The sequence below is a fragment of the Gordonia paraffinivorans genome (genome assembly GCF_900683595.1).
Classification (GTDB): Bacteria; Actinomycetota; Actinomycetes; order Mycobacteriales; family Mycobacteriaceae; genus Gordonia; species Gordonia paraffinivorans.
In genome coordinates, this window is the sequence record NZ_CAACYD010000005.1 from 218,468 (window position 1) to 236,498 (window position 18,031).

Annotated in this window: 16 protein-coding genes and 2 pseudogenes; 8 read left to right on the forward strand and 10 right to left on the reverse strand. The window is 67.3% G+C overall.

Features of this window, described 5'->3' with window-relative positions; translation table 11 throughout:
• Nucleotides 1–95: 95 nt before the first annotated feature.
• From E1P53_RS03245 to E1P53_RS03255, 3 genes and pseudogenes are all read right to left on the reverse strand, one after another.
• Entirely contained in the window at nucleotides 96–632 is a 537-nt protein-coding gene (locus tag E1P53_RS03245; protein ID WP_371830987.1) for a M15 family metallopeptidase, read from the reverse strand.
• Between the two features lie 35 nt (nucleotides 633–667).
• Nucleotides 668–1,069 (reverse strand): VOC family protein, encoded by a 402-nt coding sequence (locus E1P53_RS03250; protein WP_131733457.1) that lies wholly within the window; start codon nucleotides 1,067–1,069, stop codon nucleotides 668–670.
• Between the two features lie 135 nt (nucleotides 1,070–1,204).
• Nucleotides 1,205–1,990: pseudogene (locus E1P53_RS03255) on the reverse strand (oxygenase MpaB family protein).
• A gap of 173 nt (nucleotides 1,991–2,163) precedes the next feature.
• On the opposite strand from E1P53_RS03255, the gene E1P53_RS03260 reads away from it, so the two are divergent.
• The gene (locus tag E1P53_RS03260; protein ID WP_131733458.1) at nucleotides 2,164–2,952 is read left to right on the forward strand and encodes a FadR/GntR family transcriptional regulator; all 789 of its coding nucleotides are present in this window, start codon (nucleotides 2,164–2,166) and stop codon (nucleotides 2,950–2,952) included.
• Here E1P53_RS03260 and E1P53_RS20670 read toward each other — a convergent pair.
• A complete protein-coding gene (locus E1P53_RS20670) occupies nucleotides 2,942–3,391 on the reverse strand; it encodes an HAD family hydrolase (RefSeq protein WP_244941132.1) in 450 nt (149 codons plus the stop codon). The two genes, E1P53_RS03260 and E1P53_RS20670, sit on opposite strands and share 11 nt — an antisense overlap.
• Between E1P53_RS20670 and E1P53_RS03270 the strand changes: the two genes are divergently transcribed.
• The gene (locus E1P53_RS03270) at nucleotides 3,272–3,826 is read left to right on the forward strand and encodes a carotenoid oxygenase family protein (RefSeq protein WP_244941127.1); all 555 of its coding nucleotides are present in this window, start codon (nucleotides 3,272–3,274) and stop codon (nucleotides 3,824–3,826) included. The two genes, E1P53_RS20670 and E1P53_RS03270, sit on opposite strands and share 120 nt — an antisense overlap.
• Here E1P53_RS03270 and E1P53_RS03275 read toward each other — a convergent pair.
• The 3 genes from E1P53_RS03275 to E1P53_RS03285 are packed head-to-tail and all read right to left on the reverse strand — an operon-like array spanning nucleotide 3,802 to nucleotide 8,583.
• Nucleotides 3,802–4,524: an ABC transporter ATP-binding protein gene (locus E1P53_RS03275; RefSeq protein WP_006901736.1), complete on the reverse strand. Its 723-nt coding sequence runs from the start codon at nucleotides 4,522–4,524 to the stop codon at nucleotides 3,802–3,804. The two genes, E1P53_RS03270 and E1P53_RS03275, sit on opposite strands and share 25 nt — an antisense overlap.
• On the reverse strand, nucleotides 4,521–7,289 hold the full coding sequence (locus tag E1P53_RS03280) for a branched-chain amino acid ABC transporter permease/ATP-binding protein (protein ID WP_131733459.1): 2,769 nt from the start codon (nucleotides 7,287–7,289) through the stop codon (nucleotides 4,521–4,523). The genes E1P53_RS03275 and E1P53_RS03280 overlap by 4 nt, the downstream gene beginning before the upstream one ends.
• 55 nt (nucleotides 7,290–7,344) lie before the next feature.
• Nucleotides 7,345–8,583, reverse strand: a complete 1,239-nt coding sequence (locus E1P53_RS03285; protein ID WP_131733460.1) for an ABC transporter substrate-binding protein — start codon at nucleotides 8,581–8,583, stop codon at nucleotides 7,345–7,347.
• Nucleotides 8,584–8,706: 123 nt separating this feature from the next.
• Here E1P53_RS03285 and E1P53_RS03290 point away from each other — a divergent pair, with 123 nt between their 5' ends.
• Complete coding sequence (locus E1P53_RS03290) at nucleotides 8,707–9,300, forward strand: TetR/AcrR family transcriptional regulator (protein ID WP_131733461.1); 594 nt, start codon at nucleotides 8,707–8,709, stop codon at nucleotides 9,298–9,300.
• A gap of 3 nt (nucleotides 9,301–9,303) precedes the next feature.
• Here E1P53_RS03290 and E1P53_RS03295 read toward each other — a convergent pair whose 3' ends face one another.
• Complete coding sequence (locus tag E1P53_RS03295; protein ID WP_131733462.1) at nucleotides 9,304–9,591, reverse strand: hypothetical protein; 288 nt, start codon at nucleotides 9,589–9,591, stop codon at nucleotides 9,304–9,306.
• 4 nt (nucleotides 9,592–9,595) lie between these two features.
• The gene (locus E1P53_RS03300; RefSeq protein ID WP_006901731.1) at nucleotides 9,596–10,069 is read right to left on the reverse strand and encodes a nuclear transport factor 2 family protein; all 474 of its coding nucleotides are present in this window, start codon (nucleotides 10,067–10,069) and stop codon (nucleotides 9,596–9,598) included.
• A gap of 126 nt (nucleotides 10,070–10,195) precedes the next feature.
• Between E1P53_RS03300 and E1P53_RS03305 the strand changes: the two genes are divergently transcribed.
• Both E1P53_RS03305 and E1P53_RS03310 read left to right on the forward strand, forming a co-directional pair.
• Complete coding sequence (locus E1P53_RS03305) at nucleotides 10,196–10,990, forward strand: SDR family NAD(P)-dependent oxidoreductase (protein ID WP_131733463.1); 795 nt, start codon at nucleotides 10,196–10,198, stop codon at nucleotides 10,988–10,990.
• A 925-nt stretch (nucleotides 10,991–11,915) separates the two neighbouring features.
• Complete coding sequence (locus tag E1P53_RS03310) at nucleotides 11,916–12,578, forward strand: M23 family metallopeptidase (protein ID WP_109237073.1); 663 nt, start codon at nucleotides 11,916–11,918, stop codon at nucleotides 12,576–12,578.
• A 721-nt stretch (nucleotides 12,579–13,299) separates the two neighbouring features.
• On the opposite strand, the gene E1P53_RS03315 is transcribed toward E1P53_RS03310, so the two are convergent.
• Nucleotides 13,300–14,019: an NUDIX hydrolase gene (locus E1P53_RS03315; protein WP_006901726.1), complete on the reverse strand. Its 720-nt coding sequence runs from the start codon at nucleotides 14,017–14,019 to the stop codon at nucleotides 13,300–13,302.
• Nucleotides 14,020–14,116: 97 nt separating this feature from the next.
• Here E1P53_RS03315 and E1P53_RS03320 point away from each other — a divergent pair, with 97 nt between their 5' ends.
• From E1P53_RS03320 to E1P53_RS03335, 3 genes and pseudogenes are all read left to right on the forward strand, one after another.
• Complete coding sequence (locus tag E1P53_RS03320; protein ID WP_131733464.1) at nucleotides 14,117–15,385, forward strand: vWA domain-containing protein; 1,269 nt, start codon at nucleotides 14,117–14,119, stop codon at nucleotides 15,383–15,385.
• 608 nt (nucleotides 15,386–15,993) lie between these two features.
• Nucleotides 15,994–16,590, forward strand: a complete 597-nt coding sequence (locus E1P53_RS03330) for a DUF3558 family protein (protein ID WP_131733466.1) — start codon at nucleotides 15,994–15,996, stop codon at nucleotides 16,588–16,590.
• A 182-nt stretch (nucleotides 16,591–16,772) separates the two neighbouring features.
• A pseudogene (locus E1P53_RS03335) lies at nucleotides 16,773–17,950 on the forward strand (IS3 family transposase).
• Nucleotides 17,951–18,031 lie beyond the last annotated feature (81 nt).

The window sequence follows — 18,031 nt, forward strand, 5'->3', positions numbered from 1 at the left end:
ACACCCTACGCAGACGAGCCTGGAGGCCACCGTGAATTCAGGGCAATTCGGAAACCGGATGTCTCAGATCCGGTCGGCGAACGCGACTGCGGGTCTCAGTGACGGGCGAGGCGGTCGGCTCGGACCGCTGCATCCGGCCACATCGGCGGGCACGGGGTTCCGGGGGTCGTGGCGAGCTCGAAGTGCCACCACTCGTTCATGAAGGTGCGGCACAGCCCCCAGCGGTTGCCGTTCGCCTCCAGCCAGGACGCGCCCTCGCGCGGGCCGACGTCGACGGCGTCGCCACGGACGTGCGGGGACTCTTCTGCGGGCAGGACCCAGCGTCTGGCGGCCTCCGGACTGCCGTAGGCGGCGATGGCATCACGCCAGAGTTGTCGCTGCTGCGCGTCGGACCGCTTCCCCGAGGTGATCCACAACGGAACACCCTGCGCCCGGGCCTCGTTCGACGCGAGGGTGTAGGACACGGCCAGGGCGGGATCGAGGCCGGAGGTCGCGGGGGCCGGCTCCGTCGGGGCGCCGGCGGCGGCGCCTGTCGCGACCGTCGAGACCGACACGGCTGCCGCGACGGCGACACCACAGACCGCGGCGTTGCAGACCACGGTGCGCACCCGGGCAGACACGAACGACTTCACCGTTCCAGTAAACCGCATGAGGCTTTGAACCGTCCTCAGCCGGCCGTCGTCTTCTCCGCCGCGATCTGGATGAGGTTCCCGCACGTGTCGTCGAACACCGCGATCACCGCGGCTCCGACGTCGGTCGGCTCCTGGGTGAACTCGACGCCGCGGCCGCGCAGCCGCTCGCACTCGGCATAGACATCGTCGACTGCGAACTGCGCCAACGGGATTCCGTCGGCGACGAGGGCATCCCGGTAAGCCTTCGCCGCTGGATGTCCGGCCGGTTCGAGGAGCAGTTCGGGACCGTCCGGCGATTCCGGGGACACGACGGTCAGCCACCACGCCTGCTCCCCCAGCGGGATGTCATGGCGTTTCTCGAAGCCGAGGACGTTCGTGTAGAAGTCGAGCGCCTTGCGCTGGTCGTCGACGAAGACCGAGGTCAACGCGATTCTCATGGTCCGCCCCCTTCCGTGGTACCGACACCCGACGATACGAAACTCGTCCACCGGCGTCGGCAGAGGTCGCCGGACGACGCGGACCCGCGGAAGATGTCCGCGGGTCCGGCGACGAGGATCTCCTGACGGGCCGGGTCAACTCTGGGGAGTCGCCCCCACGCGTTCGTAGGCCTCGTAGACCTCCTTGATCTTCCCATCCCGGAAGCCGTTCAGCAGGCCCTTGACCATGCGGCGACGGGCCGCTGCGACCGGCTTCGGATACTGCCTGGTGTTCATCAGCTTCTGCGCCCATTGCGGGTGCAGGTCCTGGATCGCCCAGTCGACCAGCGTCATCACCGGACGCTGCCAGACCGGGTACCGCCACGGGGCCGTCGGATTCAGCAGTTCGACGGTCGGCATGGTCACGCCCAGGTACGGCAGTGAGTCGGCGAGGTAGTCGTCGACGCCCTTCTTGGTGGTCGGGACGTTCGCGCCGCCGAGCTCGCGCCCCATCCGCGCGTAGTCATGGAAGAACTCCTCCATGCGCTCGTCGCTCAACGGATTCGGGTGAAACCGTTTGTGCGCGGCCGCGATGGCTCAGGCCTGCGTGCAGTAGTCCCACGTCAGCAGATCGGGATCGCTGGCCTTGTACGGGTGTCCGTCCGGGCGAACGCCTTCGACGCGGTCGTGCATCGCCCGTACCGTGCGGGTGACGCGCTCGGCGACCGGGGTCGACGCCATGGCCACACCGAAGAAGAACGAGAGCGTGTGACCTGACCGGGACTGCATCGCCTTCTCGTCGAAACGCCCGGTGGGCACGCCGTTCACGCGTTCGATGGCCCGGGTGTGTTCGTAGGCCATCCATGCCATGTCGGGGTGCAGCGTCCCCATCATCGCGGCGGCGCCCATGGCGATCTGGATCGTCGGCAGGTGCTCGTGGATGTACCACGCATTCCATTCGCGTTTCGCCTAGACCGCGATCGGGTTTGCGTCCGACACGTTCGCACCGGTTCGGTAGACTCGACTTGTATTACTCAGCGTGACAACTGCGTATATCAGATGGCCGGACGGCCTCGCGACGATGCCGCTGACGATGATGACCGAGGAAGGTGCCCATGACAAAGCCTGTCAACCTGGCTCCCATGATGGTGCCCACGACGACATCGTCATCGGGTGCCATCCGCTCCCCCAAGACCGCCGAGCTCGTCGCCCGGACGCTCCGCCGCATGATCGTCGACGGCCAGCTCAAGGAAGGCGACTTCCTCCCGCACGAGGCCGAGCTGATGACCCATTTCCAGGTCAGCCGCCCCACCCTGCGTGAAGCGGTGCGCGTCCTGGAGTCCGAGCGACTGGTCGAGGTCCGTCGCGGATCACGCACCGGGGCGAGAATTCTGATCCCCGGCCCCGAGATCGTCGCGCGTCCCGCCGGTCTCCTGCTCGAGTTGTCGGGGACATCGCTGAAAGAGGTCATGCAGGCGCGTGAGGTGATCGAGCCGGCCGCGGCCGAGATGCTCGCCGAGACCGGCAACACCGAGGCCTTCGACGAGCTCCAGAAGATCATCGACGTCGATCTCGAGGAGGCCTACGAGAACGACACGCTCGCTCAGGCGTCGGTCGTGTTCCACCGCCGCATGATCGAGCTGTCCGGGAACTCCGCGATGGCGATGATCGCCGGCATGCTGCACGAGATCGCCGAGCGTCACATCGCCAGCACGATCAACGAGGGCCCGATGACGCGGGCGCAGTACAACAAGCTGATCCGCCCGTATCAGAAGCTCGTCGACCTGGTGCGCGCCGGCGACGGTCCCGGGGCGGCCGCGCACTGGCAGCGGCACATGAAGAACTCGAATCAGGCGTTGCTCGCCGGGCACGAGAACACCCGCGTGCGCGACGTCATGGACTGACCTCGACCCCGAGCCCGGCAAGCGTCTCCCGTAGCTCGCGCGGACCGGTGAACTCGATCGTCGTCATCCCCAGTGCTGCTGCGGGCGGCAGGTTCTCGGCGAAGTCGTCGATGTTGACCACTTCCGGTCCGGCGCAGTCCAGTCGACGCAACATTTCCCGGTAGATCTCCGGATCCAGTTGCGGGAACTCGCATCCGCGGTCGTTGAGCAGTTCGCGCCGGACGCCGGTCGTCCGACGGTTGATGCGCAGTCGCGTGAGCCGGCCGCCGAAGGCGGGCCCGGCGTTCTCGTCCACCGACCCATCCCGGTCGCCCTGGGGCTGCGCCCATTCGGCGAAGCGCTCTCGTACCGGCCGGAACTCGGCACCACGATCGTCCTCCTGCCTCGTGACGGCGGGCGACCGATCCGGCTCGAGTACGAGTCGCTGTTCACGTTCCATGTCGCCAATGCCTACGAGGACGGCCACGAGACGGTGGTCGACATCGTCGCCCACGACCCCAGCGGGGGATGGGCCACCTGGAACAACTACCTCTGCAACTTCCGCGAACAACGATCTGGTGCAGGCCGCGCTCCGATACGACGCGGCGTCGATGGTGCCGTGGGTCATCCGGCGCGAGGGCCACCCGACGCTGATCGACATCGTGACCGATCGGGCGCTGGCGTTCATCGAGGATTCGCCCGTCGCCGGGTATCTCGCGCCCAATCCGGCAGCCGCGGTCGAGTTCATGGTCGGTGCGGTGTGTGCCGAGTTGCTGTCGCCGGCACGGTTTCTGACCCACGCCGACATCGCCAACCGCATCACCGACGCGATCTACCGGCCCGGCCCGACCCCTTCGTAGAACCGACGGCTCAGACGCGGGCCGTGCCGAGGTAGGCAGCCTCGACGCGTCCAAGGTCCGTCGCCAGGGACGCCGCGGAGTCCTCCAGCACCACCTCGCCGTGGGCCAGGACGACGGCCCGGTCCGCCGTGTCGAGTGCGAGCCGCACATGCTGTTCGACCAGCACCACAGCCGTACGCTGCGCATCGGCGACATCACGCAGGACCGGCAGGATCGACTCGACGACGATCGGGGCCAGCCCCATGCTCAGTTCGTCGATGAGGAGCACCTTGGGGTTCTGCAGCAGCGCACGCGCGATGGCGAGCATCTGCTGTTCTCCGCCCGACAGGTCGCCGGCGGCCACCGAGAGGCGCTTGGTCAGCGACGGGAAGAGGTCGAGCACCCCGTCGACCGCCTCGGTGCGCGCCCTGCCGCGAAGGCGGGTGGCCAGGTGCAGGTGCTGCTTGGTGGTGAGGCGACGGAAGAGCGCACGGTCGTCGGGCACGAGGACCAACCCCGCCCGGACGGCCGCCCGGGCGTCACCGGACTTGAGGGACTGACCGGCGAGTGTCACGTCGCCGCCGAGTCTCGGCAGCAGTCCGGCCAGGGTGGTGAGCAGCGTCGTCTTGCCTGCGCCGTTCGGTCCCAGCAGGGCGAGGATCTCTCCCGGGTCGACGGTCAGGTCGAGTCCGTGGACGCAGGGGGCGCCGCGGCTGTACCCGGCGTCCACGGAACGGCATTCGAGCACGGTCACGACATCTCCTCCAGCACCCCGGATGGGTCCGACGGTTCCTGCGGTCCGACCTTTGCCGAGGTCGGCGTCCCGAGGTAGGCGCCGACCACTGCCGGTGACGTGCGGACCTCCTCGGGCGTGCCGTCGGCGATGACGGCGCCGAGGTCGAGCACGATGACCCGATCGCACAGGCTGAGGACGAGGTCCATGTCGTGGTCGACGAGGACCATCGAGACGCCGTGTGCGCGTGCGGCTCTCAGCCGATCGCCGAGCCACCGGCTCTCGGTGCTGTCGAGGCCCGCCGCCGGTTCGTCGAGCAGCGCGACCCGGGGTTGCCCGGCCAGCACGCGGGCCACCGCGACCAACTGGCGCTGTCCCTGTGAGAGATCGGCGGCGGGCGTGTCCCGCAGGTGTTCGATCTCCAGCATGCGCAGCACGTTGTGCACGTTCTCGCCCGTCTCGCCGGGTGCGCGACGGGCGGCGATGGCGAGGTTCTCGGCCACCGACAACTCGCCGTAGAGCTCGATGTCCTGGAAGGTGCGCCCGAGCCCCGCGCGGCTGCGGCGGTGCGGCGCCAGGCCGTCGAGCGTCGTGCCGTCGAGATCGACGGTGCCCTCGGCCCGGGCGAACCCGCTGATGGCGTCGATGAGCGTGGTCTTGCCTGCGCCGTTGGGGCCGATGAGACCGACGATCTCGCCTTCCCGGACGTCGAAGCCGACATCGTGGACCGCGGTGACGGCGCCGTAGCGAACGGTCACGTTGCGGACCGAGAGGATCACCGGACCCTCTGCGGCATCGGCCTTCTCGAGAGACGTCGGTGGTGCGGGTTCGTGCGTCGGCGCCGCCGGCGACGGCGCGGTTCGTCGTCCCGGCAACCGCAGGGTGTGCAGATAACCGACCAGGCCGTCGGGGTTGGTGACCACGGTGACGACCAGCAGGATGCCGCTGACGAGCATGTAGTAGTCGCCGAACGACAGGTACTTGTCGACGAGGAAGTACATGAGGCCGCCAGGTGCGATGATGCCGGCGACGATCGCACCCGAGATCGACGTCACGCCCGCGACGTAGGTGACCGCGAAGAGTCCGATCGCCGCGAACACCGCATAGGTTCCCGCGGTGGCGAGCGTCTGCTGGTAGGCGAGCAACGCGCCGCCGAGACCGGCCAGGAACGACGCGATGGCGAAGGCGACGAGCTTGGTGACGCCCACGTTGATCCCGGCGGCGGCCGCCGAGCGTTCGTTGGCGCGCACCGCCAGCATCGACGCGCCGAGTCCGCTGCGGCGCAGCATCGCGACCGCGTAGGCGACGACCGTCAGGACGACGAGGCACATGATGCCGAAGGCCAGTCGCGGATAGCCCTCGCCGGCACCGATTCCGAGGTCGAGGCCGAACAGGGACGGGGCCGCCACCGGCGCACCCTGCAGGCCGCCGTTGAAGGACGGGTTGCGGAACCAGAAGGCCTCGCAGAACACCGCGAGCGCCAGGGTCGCCACCATGAGGGGCAGGCCGCGCACCCGCAGGGCGGGCAGGCCGACGACGACGCCGATGACGGTGGCGGCGCACGCGGCCAGCAGCGGCGCGATCGGGAACGGCAGGTCGAGGTTCTCGCTGAAGCGGCTCAGCGAGTAGGCGCCGACACCGGCGAGGGTGAGCTGGGCCAGGGACACCTGCCCGGCATATCCGGTGACGACGACCTGGGACAGCGCGATGATCGCGTAGATCATCGACGCGATCACGGCCAGCCGGAGGCTTCCGGAGGTTGTGAACAGGGCGACGACCGCGACGGCGACACCGACGAGTCCGGGGACCAGCAGGCGTTCCGGACGGGGTGATCGACCGAGGTCCTGCCGCACCACCGCCCCGCGGCCGGGCAGCGGCTGGCCGCGGATGAGCAGGAACCCGATGATGAGGATCAGCGGAACCGCCTCGGCCACACCGGCGTCGGGCATCCAGTCCCAGGAGGTCTGGAGTTTGGTCGCCTCCGACTGCAGCATGCCGATGACGAGACCGGCCGCGACGGTGACCGAGATCGCGGTGAAGTTGCCGACCAGCGCCGATGCCAGCGCGGGCACGATGAACATCGTGTAGGCGACGGGATTGAGTGGGACGATCGGCGCGATGAGCACGCCGCCGAGGCCCGCGGTGGCCGAGGACAGCGCCCAGTTGGCGATCGCGACCCGGTCGGGTGAGATGCCGGTGACGAGCGCGCCCTTCTCCGACTCCGCAGCCGCTTCGGTCGCGACTCCGAACCTGGTGTAGCGCAACACGAGTGCCGCGCAGATGGCCATGCCCACGATGACCGCGGCGAGCAGCAGCCGGTCGGTGGGGACCGTGCTGGTGCCGATCCTGAACGTCGTGATCTTGAAGATCGGTCCGACGCTCGGGGTGTTCTCCCCCACGCGCAGTGCGATGAGTGCCTGGATGACCAGCATGACGCCGATGGCGGCGACCGCCTTGGCGAGTGCCGGCGCGGTCCGCATGGGCCGGAAGACGATGACGTAGAGGATGACGCCGAGGATGGCGGCCACCACGACCGAGATGATCACCGCGGCCGCGACTCCCACGTCGGAGCCGAGGTCGACGGTCGTCGGGAATCCCGGGATCGGGTTGAGGAGCTCGCCCTTGCGGAGGAAGGCGTAGGTGTAGGCGGCGTAGAGCGCGACGGCGCCGGTGGCGAAGTTGACCACACCCGAGCTCTTGAAGGTCATCACCAGGGCGAGACCGAGTGCGGCGAAGACGGCCCCGTTGCCGAGGCCGAGGAGCAGGAACGCGAGATGGTCGGTCAAGGAAACTCCTCGATCGGGGGCCGCGATGTCCGCGACCCCCGATCTCCTCGGATTGTCAGTTGTTGTTGACGACGGTGGTGTTCTCGAGGCGGGCGTCGGCGTTGACGTCACTCACGAGAACGGCCTTGCTGCACAGCGAGGTCAGCGGCGGGAAGGCGGTTCCGTTGCAGGTGAAGGTGATTCCCGGTGCCGCGGGCAGCGGGAGGTCCTTGGCCTCGGACAGCGCCTTGTCGAACGCTGCGGCGTCGACGGTGCCGTCGAGTCCGGACAGCTCGCCGAGCGCGGCGACGGCCTGGTAACCCAGGTAGGCCAGGCCGCCCGGATCGGTGTCGGGCGCGTACTGCGCTATGACGCTGCGGTACAGCGTGGTGCTCGGGTCGTCGGAGTCGAGGTTCACCGTGGTGAAGGCCTTCGCTCCGTCGACCGCCTCCTTGCCGGTGGCCTCGAGGACGTTCTTGTCGAGGCAGCCCGCGATCAGGTACTTCTGCGCGTCCGGTTTGACCGTCTGCAGCGTCTTGAGCATCGAGATGCACTGGCGCTGGTCGCCGAGGATGGCAACCGCGTCCGGGTTGTCGGCGAGGCCGGCGGTGATCTGCGGGGTGAGGTCGGGGGAATTGACCGGCACGGTCACGACGTTGAGGGCCACGCCGGCGCGCTGGAACATCGGCTCGCCGAGTGCCTTCACCGACGCCGCGGCGTCACCGGAGTCGCCGAGCATGACGGTGACCTTCTTGAGTCCGTCCTTCGCCGCGGTGGCGGCCTGGCCGGCGAGCACGGCGACGATGCCGCCGGACAGCATGTACGCCTTGGGGGTGGCCATCTCCGCCTGCGAGACCGGAGCCTGTGCGACGTAAGGGATTCCGGCGCCGGTGACGATCGGCACCATGACGGCGCCCTGCGCGCCCATCGGCGACACGACGGCGGCGACCTTTTCCTCGACCATCTGGTTGGCGCACTTGGTCGCCGAGGCGGGCTCTTCCTGCTGCTTGCAGACGACCAGATCGATCTTGTGGCCGCCGATGCCGCCACCGTTGTTGTTGAGGTACTCGACGGCGGCCTCCGCGCCCTCGCGCACCGTCGGCGTCGTGACCGCTCCGCCCTCCGGGACGATCAGGCCGAGCTTGATCGGGTCGCCGGTCGGGGCGTTGCTCGGCAGGGCGCTGGTCTCGCCGCCGCTCGAGCTGTCGGAGCTGTCGTCGGCGCAGGCGGTCAGCCCGCCGAGGGCGAGAACGCCGGCACAACCCATGACGGTGGTCGCGCGCAGTACGCGCTTGAGAGCAACTGGTGATTTCAACTGCGATCCCTTCGACGATGGGCCCGCCCCCGCCAGGCCTACGTGGTGTGCGTCACATTCGGACTCCGAGGCAAAAGTTAGACGACGATCCAGAAATCGGGGTCGAAATGCCAGAATTGCCCCATGACCGTGGGTCGGCGAGAGAAGAACAAACAGCAGACGCGGGACCGGCTGCTGTCTGCCGCACGAGAGCTGCTGGCAACCCGAGGGTCCGAGGCGACGGTCGAGGAGATCGCCGAACGTGCCGAGGTGTCGCGCGCGACGTTCTTCAACTATTTCCCGAGCAAGGACGCGCTCATCGACGCGCTGTACGCCGAACTGATGGAGCTGTTCGGCGAGGTGGTCGACGCGATGCTGGACGAACGACTGAGTACGTATGACCGGGTCGTCGGCGTGTTCACCGACTTCGCCCAGACCTCCGCGGCCGACCCGGACTACATGCGGGTGGTGACCGGCGAACTCGAGCGGATGTACGCCGCGTCGGAGAGCCTCGGCGAGAACAGCCATCTCTTCACGACACAGGTGCGGCGACTCATCGAGCCCGGACTGGAACAGGGCGACCTGCGCACCGACCATCCCGTGGAGTTCCTGGCGCAGATGGTGGCCGCGATCTATCTGTCGACCATGCGGTACTGGCGAATCGACCCGGACCTGAAGATCGGCGAGATCTTCGAACGCGCAGGACGATTCGCGGCCGAGTCGATCACGGTGCGCTGAGGCTCACCCGGCACCCGGTCGAGGGACCGGGGTCTCCCAACGGGCTCGACGCTCCTCCTCCGTCTGCTCCCACCACGGGATGCCGCGCTCCCCCAGCGCGACCTTCGCGGCCTGGACGCCGTCGCGCGCCGCGCGTGCCCCCTTGGTGCGCTTCACCTCCCGGCGCCAGGCCATCAGGATCGACTGCAGCTCCGACCGGCGCTCGTCGGGGATGAGCGGGTCCGTCGCGCGCCACTTGCGGCCGTTGATCACGACATGGTGGCCGTCGGGGGTGTGTTCGGGTTCGGACATCGGATCAGCCGGCGAAGGTCCCGGGCTTCACCTCGGCGTCGCCGAGCGGGCGGCGCAGCGTCCAGCGGACGGTCAACGTGCTCGCGGCGATCTTCCACTTGCCGGACTCGACGATGTACTCGTCCTCGTACTCCCCTGTCATGAGTGTCTCGGTGCGGTCGAGAAGGTTCAGTTGGCGGAACTCGAGCGTCCAGCGGCCCGTCGCCACGGTCTCGGAGACGAGGGTGATGTCCGGATGATGGCCGTGGTGCATGTCGAAGACCACGTATTCGCCGTCGACCTTGTGCAGTGCGACCCGCTCGAAGATCTTCGCCATCGGTTCGGCGTCGTCGAACGTCCCCAGCGGGCCGTAGTCGATGCGGGCGCCGCGCGCGACGAAACAGTCGCGGAACCCCTTGACGTCCTTGGCATCGCAGGCGCGCCAGTAGCGGTACTTGAGTTGCTTGATCGCTCCGATGTGGGCGGCGTCGGTGTCCATGGATCCACCATAGGGAGTCGAAGACCGCCGAGACCCGGAGTCGGGCCGAGCGGCGGCCGGCCCCGCCCCCGAGGGCGCGCCGTATGGCCCTGTCGAGGCTCGAGACGAGCGCAGTAGAGTCCGGGCATGCCCACCACAGCAGTAGTCACCGGCGCCGGTCGCGGCATCGGCCTCGCTTTCGCCCGTCGTCTTGCCCAGGAGGGTCACCGTGTGATCGTCACCGACGTCGACGGTGACGCCGCTGAACGCGCGGCCGTCGAGATCGGCGGCGGCGCAGTCGGTCTGCAGCAGGATGTGCGGGACATCGCGTCACATCGCCGGGTAGCCGAGGAGGCTGCTGCTCTCGGCCGGTTGAGTGTCTGGGTGAACAACGCCGGCGTGCTCTTCGCGGGAGACGCCTGGGAGTATTCCGACGAACAGATCGCGACCATCCTTGACGTCAATGTGCGAGGTGTCATGGCGGGTTCGGCCGCCGCCGTGTCGCAGATGCGCACCACGGGCGGTGGCGTCGTCCTCAACATCGCGTCCCTCTCGACCCTCGCCCCGGTGCCCGGCCTGTCGCTGTACGCGGCGACCAAGGCCGCGGTGCTCTCGTACACGACCTCGCTGGAGGGCGACCTGCGGCACGCGGGACTGCCGATCCGGGCGCGGGCGTTGTGCCCGGACGTGGTCAACACACAGATGGTCACTTCCCGCGCGACGGATCCCGGCGCCGCGATGCTCTTCGCCGGCCCCAAGCCACTCGACGAAGAAGCCGTGGTTCGCGCCGGCATGGAGCTCATGGACAGCCGCCAGGTCTTCCGCGTGCTGCCGCGGTGGCGCGGAGTCATCAGCCGCGCCGGAGATCTCACGCCCAGTGTCGGCCTCGAACTGATCGGTGCGATGCGCAAGATCGGGAGGCGGCGTCAGACGGGCACGTGAGCGCCGTTGCCACCGATGCGGTGTTGGGGCCCGTTGCGACGTCGAAACGCACCGGTGTCATCTCGAGATCTAGGCCGGCTTCGTGCTCGACGCGCACTGAGCCTGCGGCCGTGACGATCTGACGATGTGCGTTGGGATTGTCGTATGGCCTGCCGAAATCCGTCCGGAAGCCGCAGGTTGCCGACGACGTCTCGGTACACGTCGAAGAAGGTCTCGATCGCAACAGCGAGCGATCGGGTCGGGTCCACGTCCCGCGGGGTCCCATCGTCGGTCGTGTGCGGTATCCGAACTCCGTATACGTCGTGGTCCTGTGAGAGACCGGACGGACGGTCGCCGAAACCGTCGGTTGGCGTACCGCTTCCAGCCTCGTACACCTCCATCTGGCGATGGCACGGCGGGGAGTATGCGCCGGTTCAAGAGTGCAGCGACCGGAGCCCGGGCATCAGCGCACCTCTCGCAGCCGCTGATGGCGGTGACCAGCACGAGCACCGTCGCGGAGCGCTTCACAGCAGTCTCGCCCAAGTACCCGGGAATCGCTCCAGAGCGGCCGGTCCCGTATCCGCAACTCGGCCGCCTTGCGGAGTACTTTCCGGTGCACTTGTGGCCGCAGAGGGTCACGGCCGTTACGAGGGCCTTGCCGGCGACGCGGGAGCAGAGAGCCTCGAACGTCGGTGATTGCCCTGCCGATGTCGGCGGTGGTTGCCGGCTCCGACGCGCGCAGTCATCGTTCCGCCCCGACCAGTCGATGTCCGCTTTGCGTTGTCTCGGACGTGAGCACGCACACCCCGACCTCGCCCTTTGCGCTCGATCGAGTGAGTCGAGACACGATCAGGCCCGTTTCTCAGGCTCCGCTCAGGTCCGCGTGTTTAGCCTGGCCGTGTCCGATCCGATACCTAATCGTTACCGATACAGAAATGTTGTGCCCTTGACTTACCTGAACACCCATCACTCATCCCAGAAGCGCACCCGGAAGGCAGTCCGAGCTGTCGCGCTCGCGGCCTTCGTCGGCGCCGCTGGCCTGACGGTCGGTAGTGCAGCACAGGCATCGGCCCAGCCCGCGCCTGCGCCGGTGATCCCGGCCGACGCCCTGCCGGCGGACGTGAAGATCCCGGCCGGCGTCAACCTTCCGCCCGAACTGGACAAGTTCGCCCGCGACATCCTGCCGCCGTCGGTGTTCGACAACCCCGGCGCCCCGGGTGCACGCAAGGCCGTGAAGCCTGTCAGCGGCACCGTGACGTCGGGCTACGGCCCGCGCTGGGGCTCCAACCACAACGGCGTCGACATCGCCAACAGCATCGGCACGCCCATTTATGCCGTGACCGACGGTGTCGTGCTCGAGTCCGGCCCCGCTTCCGGCTTCGGCCAGTGGGTCCGCGTCAAGCAGGACGACGGCACCACCGGCGTCTTCGGACACGTCGACCAGAGCTTCGTGCACGCCGGACAGCGCGTGACCGCCGGCCAGAAGATCGCGACCGTCGGCAATCGCGGTGAATCCACCGGACCTCACCTGCACTACGAGGTCTGGGATGCCAACGGCAACAAGATCAACCCCCAGGTGTGGCTGAACCAGCGCGGCGTCCACCCGTGACCAGCACTCACCCCTGAGACCGACAACGGTCGAACGATCACGCCGTCAGGCCCTCCACCCCGGGGCCTGGCGGCGTGTTCTGTTGATCACCTGGTCTGCGAATACTCCTCATTCCCGGGGAAGTGATGCATGGCGACGAGGAGTGGACGGTCCACATGTCGCTGCCGCGCCACGACACCATCAGCACCACACCGAATGCCGCGTCATTGCGGACGCTGCGTTCCTCGGGCGCCTTCTTGGTCCGACGTCGACCGGCTCGAAGCCACGCTCGACGAGGGTGTCGAAACCGCGGTCGACCTGCGCTCGCAGGATCGGGTCACTGAGGTGGTCGACGTCGTTCTCGTTGCGCACGCTCCACGGCGGGCCGTCAACGAGCGAGTTGCTTCCGGTCGAACACCCGTACAACACGTCGACCCCATGACGGATTCTCTGAACAAGGTTGCGCCAGATCTCATTCCGGGAAGATCACCTGGAGATGCTCGTTGACCGTCCGCCACGCCACTTCGAGCGGATCTCCACCGTGGGCTTGTTCTCGTCGGAATCCGACGAGGTCTGGCAGTGGCGCACGCGAGGATCGCGAGCACGCCCACCAGGACGGCCAGAGGTCGCGTGATCACCGACGACGGACTCCTCGCGCGAGCCGATCGCCGGCCCGCGCGGCTCCTACCGGAACGTCTTCCACGCTGTGTCATCCCCCATAACCCCCATGGATCCGGTGCCTCTAGGACCCGGGGTCCTGCTCCGATCGCGGGCTCGGCAGCCTCCACCCGAACGTCGCCGTCGGCGCGGCCTTGGCGTACAGCCGCGCCGGCCGACCGCCACCGATCCTGGTCGCAGGTTTCCCGTCGGCGTCGAGCTGCGGTTCTAGAAGCGGTTTCACCCTTCGGTTGAACGAGTCCCGCATGAGTGGCCGCCCGAGGACCGCCTCGTGGAGCTGCCGCAGTTCGGACAGCGTATACGGGGGGCGCAGCAGGTCGTCGGGATCCGCCTGATCCTCGTAACGTTCCCGAAGAGTGTCGGTGGCTGCTGCAATGATCTCGGCGTGGTCGTAGAGGAGCTCCTCCCCCGACGCCAGCCGTCCGGTCGGTGTCACGGGTGCGAGTTCGCCGATGACGCCGGACAACCCGACATTCGGCAGGGCCACCGCGTGCGCGATCGAGATCGTCCACCCACGGGGATCTCGGTCTGGATCACTGAAAACCGCCAGCAGGTGCGGTCGGACGTGATCGGGTGAAAGCCCCAGTTTGAGTTCGAGGACCTCGCGCACCGTCTGTTCGACGGTGTGCCTCTCCCGGATGAACCGTCCCGGCAGCGAGGCCCGCCCTTCGGCGTCGCGCTGGATCACGACATTCAGCGCACCTTCGGCGACGGTCAGGACGGCGATGTCGACGGCAACGTTCGGGCGCGGGTAGTCGGCGAGGCTCTTCGAGCGACTGGTCACGAAAACAGACTATGCGAAAGTTTGCGCAAAGTAGTAAACTCAGATTCGCGCAAAGTCACCGTCTCGGTCCGATGTCGAGGCGGGGGAAGGAATGACGATGAAACTCTCCACTGCTCTTGACGTGGACATGGTGGCCCACGAGTCCGCCGACGAGGTGACCGTGCTGCTCGAGCTGACGGCGCCGGCGGCACCCGAGACCAACCGCTCCCCCGCTGCCCTGCAGATCGTGCTCGACCGCAGCGGTTCGATGGACGGCGCTCCGCTGGAGGGCGCCAAGAAGGCGCTCGCCGGTGTCGTGGCCCAGCTCAACCCTGCCGATGTGTTCGGTGTGGTGACGTTCGACGACACCGCGCAGGTCGTCGTGCCGGCCGCCCCCCTGTCCGAAAAAACCCGTGCGGTGCAGGCAATTCGGTCGATCGAGTCGGGCGGATGCACCGACCTCTCGTCGGGCTACCTGCGTGGACTCCAGGATCTACGACGCGCCGCGGCCGCAGCCGGTATCCGCGGCGGCACCGTCCTCGTCATCAGCGACGGGCACGTCAACCGCGGGCTCACCGATATCGACCGGTTCGCCGCCGTGACTGCCAAGGCTGCATCGGACGGCATCACGACGTCGACCCTCGGCTACGGACGCGGGTACGACGAGACGCTGCTGTCGGCGATGGCGCGTTCGGGGAACGGTAATCACGTGTTCGCCGACGACCCCGATGCCGCGGGTGCAGCGATCGCCGGCGAGGTCGAGGGGCTCCTCTCGAAGTCGGTGCAGGCTGCGACGCTGATCGTTCGGTGCGTCCCGGAGGTGACATCGCTGGCCCTGTACAACGATCTGCCCGTCAACCAGGTCGGCAACGGCGAGGTGATGATCGAGCTCGGCGACTTCTACGCGGAGGAACAGCGCAAGCTGCTGCTGCGGATGAAGGTCGACGGCTTGGCCGCGCTGGGATTGGCACAGATCGCGACGCTCGAGCTGCGGTACGCAGAGACCGCGACGCTCGTCGAGCACACCATGACGCTGCCGATCTCGGTGAACGTGGTGCCCGGCGATCAGGCCTCCGGTCGTGTGCCGAACCCGAAGGTGGAGTCGGAGAAGTTGTACCAGGAGGGACAGGCCGCAAAGCTCGAGGCGTCGAAGGCCTTCGAAGCCGGCGACCTGGATGTGGGTGACGCACTGCTGCGGAAGTCGGCGGCGCAGCTGCGGGAGGCGGCGACGCTCGCCGCGCCCGAGGAGTTCATGGCGATCGAGCAGGAGCTTCGGGACATCGAGCAACTGAACATGCGCGCCCGGATCGAGGGTGCCGGATATGCGTCGAAGGCGACCCGGGACTCCTACCACTGGAACAACCGGAAGAGGGGTCGCCGGCGGTAGCTCGCTGGGTGCGGGGTCGCGAGTCTTGGCTCGGCGGCCCCGCACCCCTCTGCCGCCCCATGTTCTGTACTGGGGATTCGTCGCCGGTGATGCACAGTAATCGCGCTGGACTGGCGATCGTCTGCTGCCGCGCTAGTCTGTTCGGCGTGGTGGGGGCGCCATCGGGGCGCGCATGGCGTGAGGGGGACCTGTGACGATTCCGTTCTCGGACGACTCTCTGTTGCCCAGACCTGCTCCGAAGATGCCGGTGAGTCCGCACGGCGAGCAGTACACCGTTCGCTCGGAGCGTGCCGCATGGGAGAAGCGGGCGACGGTGGTTGCGGAGGTGTCTGAAGAGTTGGCTTCCGCAGTAGTCAGGCTCACAAGTACCCGATGGGCAAACCATTTTGGTGACTGTGCCGAGGGAATCGCAGTGTACGAACGGGCGACCTCAGCGGTTGCCTCACTCGCGAACAGCCTGAGTTCGCTCTCGGATTCCGCCAGCGAACTGGCCCGTCTGAGCAGACGAGCGGGTGAGTCATTTGAAGCAGCCGATACAGCGAGCGCACGAGACATTGAGCTATAGGAACGCCGTTTCCGTCGCGGCCGCACTATGTGCACTCCCAGTAGTGGGGACTGGCTTAGTTGCCTGCACAACCTCCGGATCGCCAAACGCGGTACCCGCCGCAACTAGCGAAAGTGCGGAACCCGAGATCAGGCAAACCGACGCTGCTGGAAGGCAGCTCCCTTTTCCGACGGAGTTTCCGAATCGCTGGAGCCGGAACAACGATGGGACCGACTACGAGCCATGCACTCAGGTCTCTGAAGCTACACTTCGACAACTGAGACTTGACGTCAGTTCTGTGGCAGATGTAGCGGCTTCAGATTTCCAGACCGCCAGGGGATGTAGTTGGAAGTTCCTTTCCGACGGCAGGTCGACCTTGTCACAGTTCGTTGGGAACATCAACGGGACTGAGCAGACCCTATCTGGATACAAGAGCCTGAACTCAGCCGCTACGGATTGGTATCCAGACACCTGGCTCGGCGGACGACGCGTACTGGTGGGCTCTGGTATGTCCGCAGAGTGCGCGGCTATAGTCCAGTCCGGTAGCGCTGTTGTTGTAACGTCTGTCATTCGCTTTGGGGTGCCGAAACCAACAACCTCTAAAATCTGCGACACCGCAATAGCTTTCCTGCGCAACACCATCTCGGAAATTCCAGTTTGAAAGTCGGCTATGTGAGCCCACAATCTGGTGCTTGCCTCACTCCGCTCGGTCGGTTGCTCGAGACAATGAGCTGCCTTCTCTGATGACCGCGTGGACTGCGATGATGGCCACTAGGGCGTGAGGAACGAACTGGTGACAACTGATCGTTAGTGCCGGGAGGCGCTGACGGGGAGGATGTCATCATGCCCGGCCCCTATCCCAGAGAGTTCCGCGAGGACGTCGTTGCGGTTGCTCGCAGCCGCGAGAGCGGCGTCACCATCAAACAGATCGCCGCCGACTTCGGTATCAGCGAAGCGACGTTGCAGAACTGGCTCCGTCAAGCCGACGTCGAAGACGGTAACCGTCCCGGCCAGACCGCCGCGGACGCCGCCGAGGCGCGGGAGTTGAAGAAGCGGATCCGGTTGCTCGAGCAGGAGAACGAGGTCCTCCGCCGTGCGGCGGCGTATCTGTCGCAGGCGAACCTGCGGCTTGGTGGCTCCCCAAAATGACGTACCCGCTCGTATCTGAGCTCGCCGACGCGGGGATCCCCGTGACGGTGTCGTGCCGGGTTCTCAAGCTCGCCCGCCAGCCCTACTACCGGTGGCGCAACGACCCCGTCCGGGACGCGGACGTGCTCCGCGCATATCGGATCAACGCGCTGCATGATGCGCACCACGAGGACCCGACGTTCGGCTACCGATACCTCGCCGACGAGGCCCGCCGAGCGGGGTGGCGGATGAGCCGGCGGACGGCGTGGAAGCTGTGCTCGCAGGCGGGGATTCTCTCGTCCGCGCAACGCCGGCGACGCGGGAAGGGGAAGAAGGCCGGGCCGCCCGTGTTCGACGACCACGTCCAGCGCGTGTTCCGCGCCGATGCACCGAACCGGCTCTGGCTCACGGACATCACGGAGCACTGGACGAGCGAAGGCAAGCTCTACTGCTGCGCGATCAAGGACGTGTTCTCCAACCGAATCGTCGGGTACTCGATCTCAGATCGGATGACCGCGAAACTCGCCGTAGACGCCGTCCGAAATGCTGTCGCGCGCCGCGGTGAGGTCGCCGGCTGCATCCTGCACGCCGACAGGGGCAGCCAGTTCCGCAGCCGCGCGATGGCCCGCGAGTTGCGCCGCCACGACATGGTCGGATCGATGGGAAGAGTCGGCGCTGCGGGGGACAACGCGGCCATGGAGTCGTTCTGGTCACTGCTGCAAACGAACGTCCTCAACCAGCAGCGGTGGGCGACCCGGCAGGAGCTGCGACTCGCCATCGTCGTTTGGATCGAGCGGAAGTATCACCGCCAGCGCGCCCAGGACACCCTCGGCGGCTTGACGCCCATCGAGTTCGAAGCCAAGCTAGCCGAGCCGCTCACACTCGCGGCCTAAACCGAACCTGTCACCAGTTCGTTCCTCACGCCCTTCTCGCCACGGTTCTGGGGCGCAGTCTACAAACCCGATCCACCTGGG

What these genes read in the sequence shown, in the direction of transcription:
- E1P53_RS03250 (WP_131733457.1), bottom strand. Translation starts at nt 1,069, where the DNA reads ATGAGAATCGCGTTGACCTCGGTCTTCGTCGACGACCAGCGCAAGGCG.
- E1P53_RS03260 (WP_131733458.1), top strand. Translation starts at nt 2,164, where the DNA reads ATGACAAAGCCTGTCAACCTGGCTCCCATGATGGTGCCCACGACGACA.
- E1P53_RS20670 (WP_244941132.1), bottom strand. Translation starts at nt 3,391, where the DNA reads ATGGAACGTGAACAGCGACTCGTACTCGAGCCGGATCGGTCGCCCGCC.
- E1P53_RS03290 (WP_131733461.1), top strand. Translation starts at nt 8,707, where the DNA reads ATGACCGTGGGTCGGCGAGAGAAGAACAAACAGCAGACGCGGGACCGG.
- E1P53_RS03295 (WP_131733462.1), bottom strand. Translation starts at nt 9,591, where the DNA reads ATGTCCGAACCCGAACACACCCCCGACGGCCACCATGTCGTGATCAAC.
- E1P53_RS03300 (WP_006901731.1), bottom strand. Translation starts at nt 10,069, where the DNA reads ATGGACACCGACGCCGCCCACATCGGAGCGATCAAGCAACTCAAGTAC.
- E1P53_RS03305 (WP_131733463.1), top strand. Translation starts at nt 10,196, where the DNA reads ATGCCCACCACAGCAGTAGTCACCGGCGCCGGTCGCGGCATCGGCCTC.
- E1P53_RS03320 (WP_131733464.1), top strand. Translation starts at nt 14,117, where the DNA reads ATGAAACTCTCCACTGCTCTTGACGTGGACATGGTGGCCCACGAGTCC.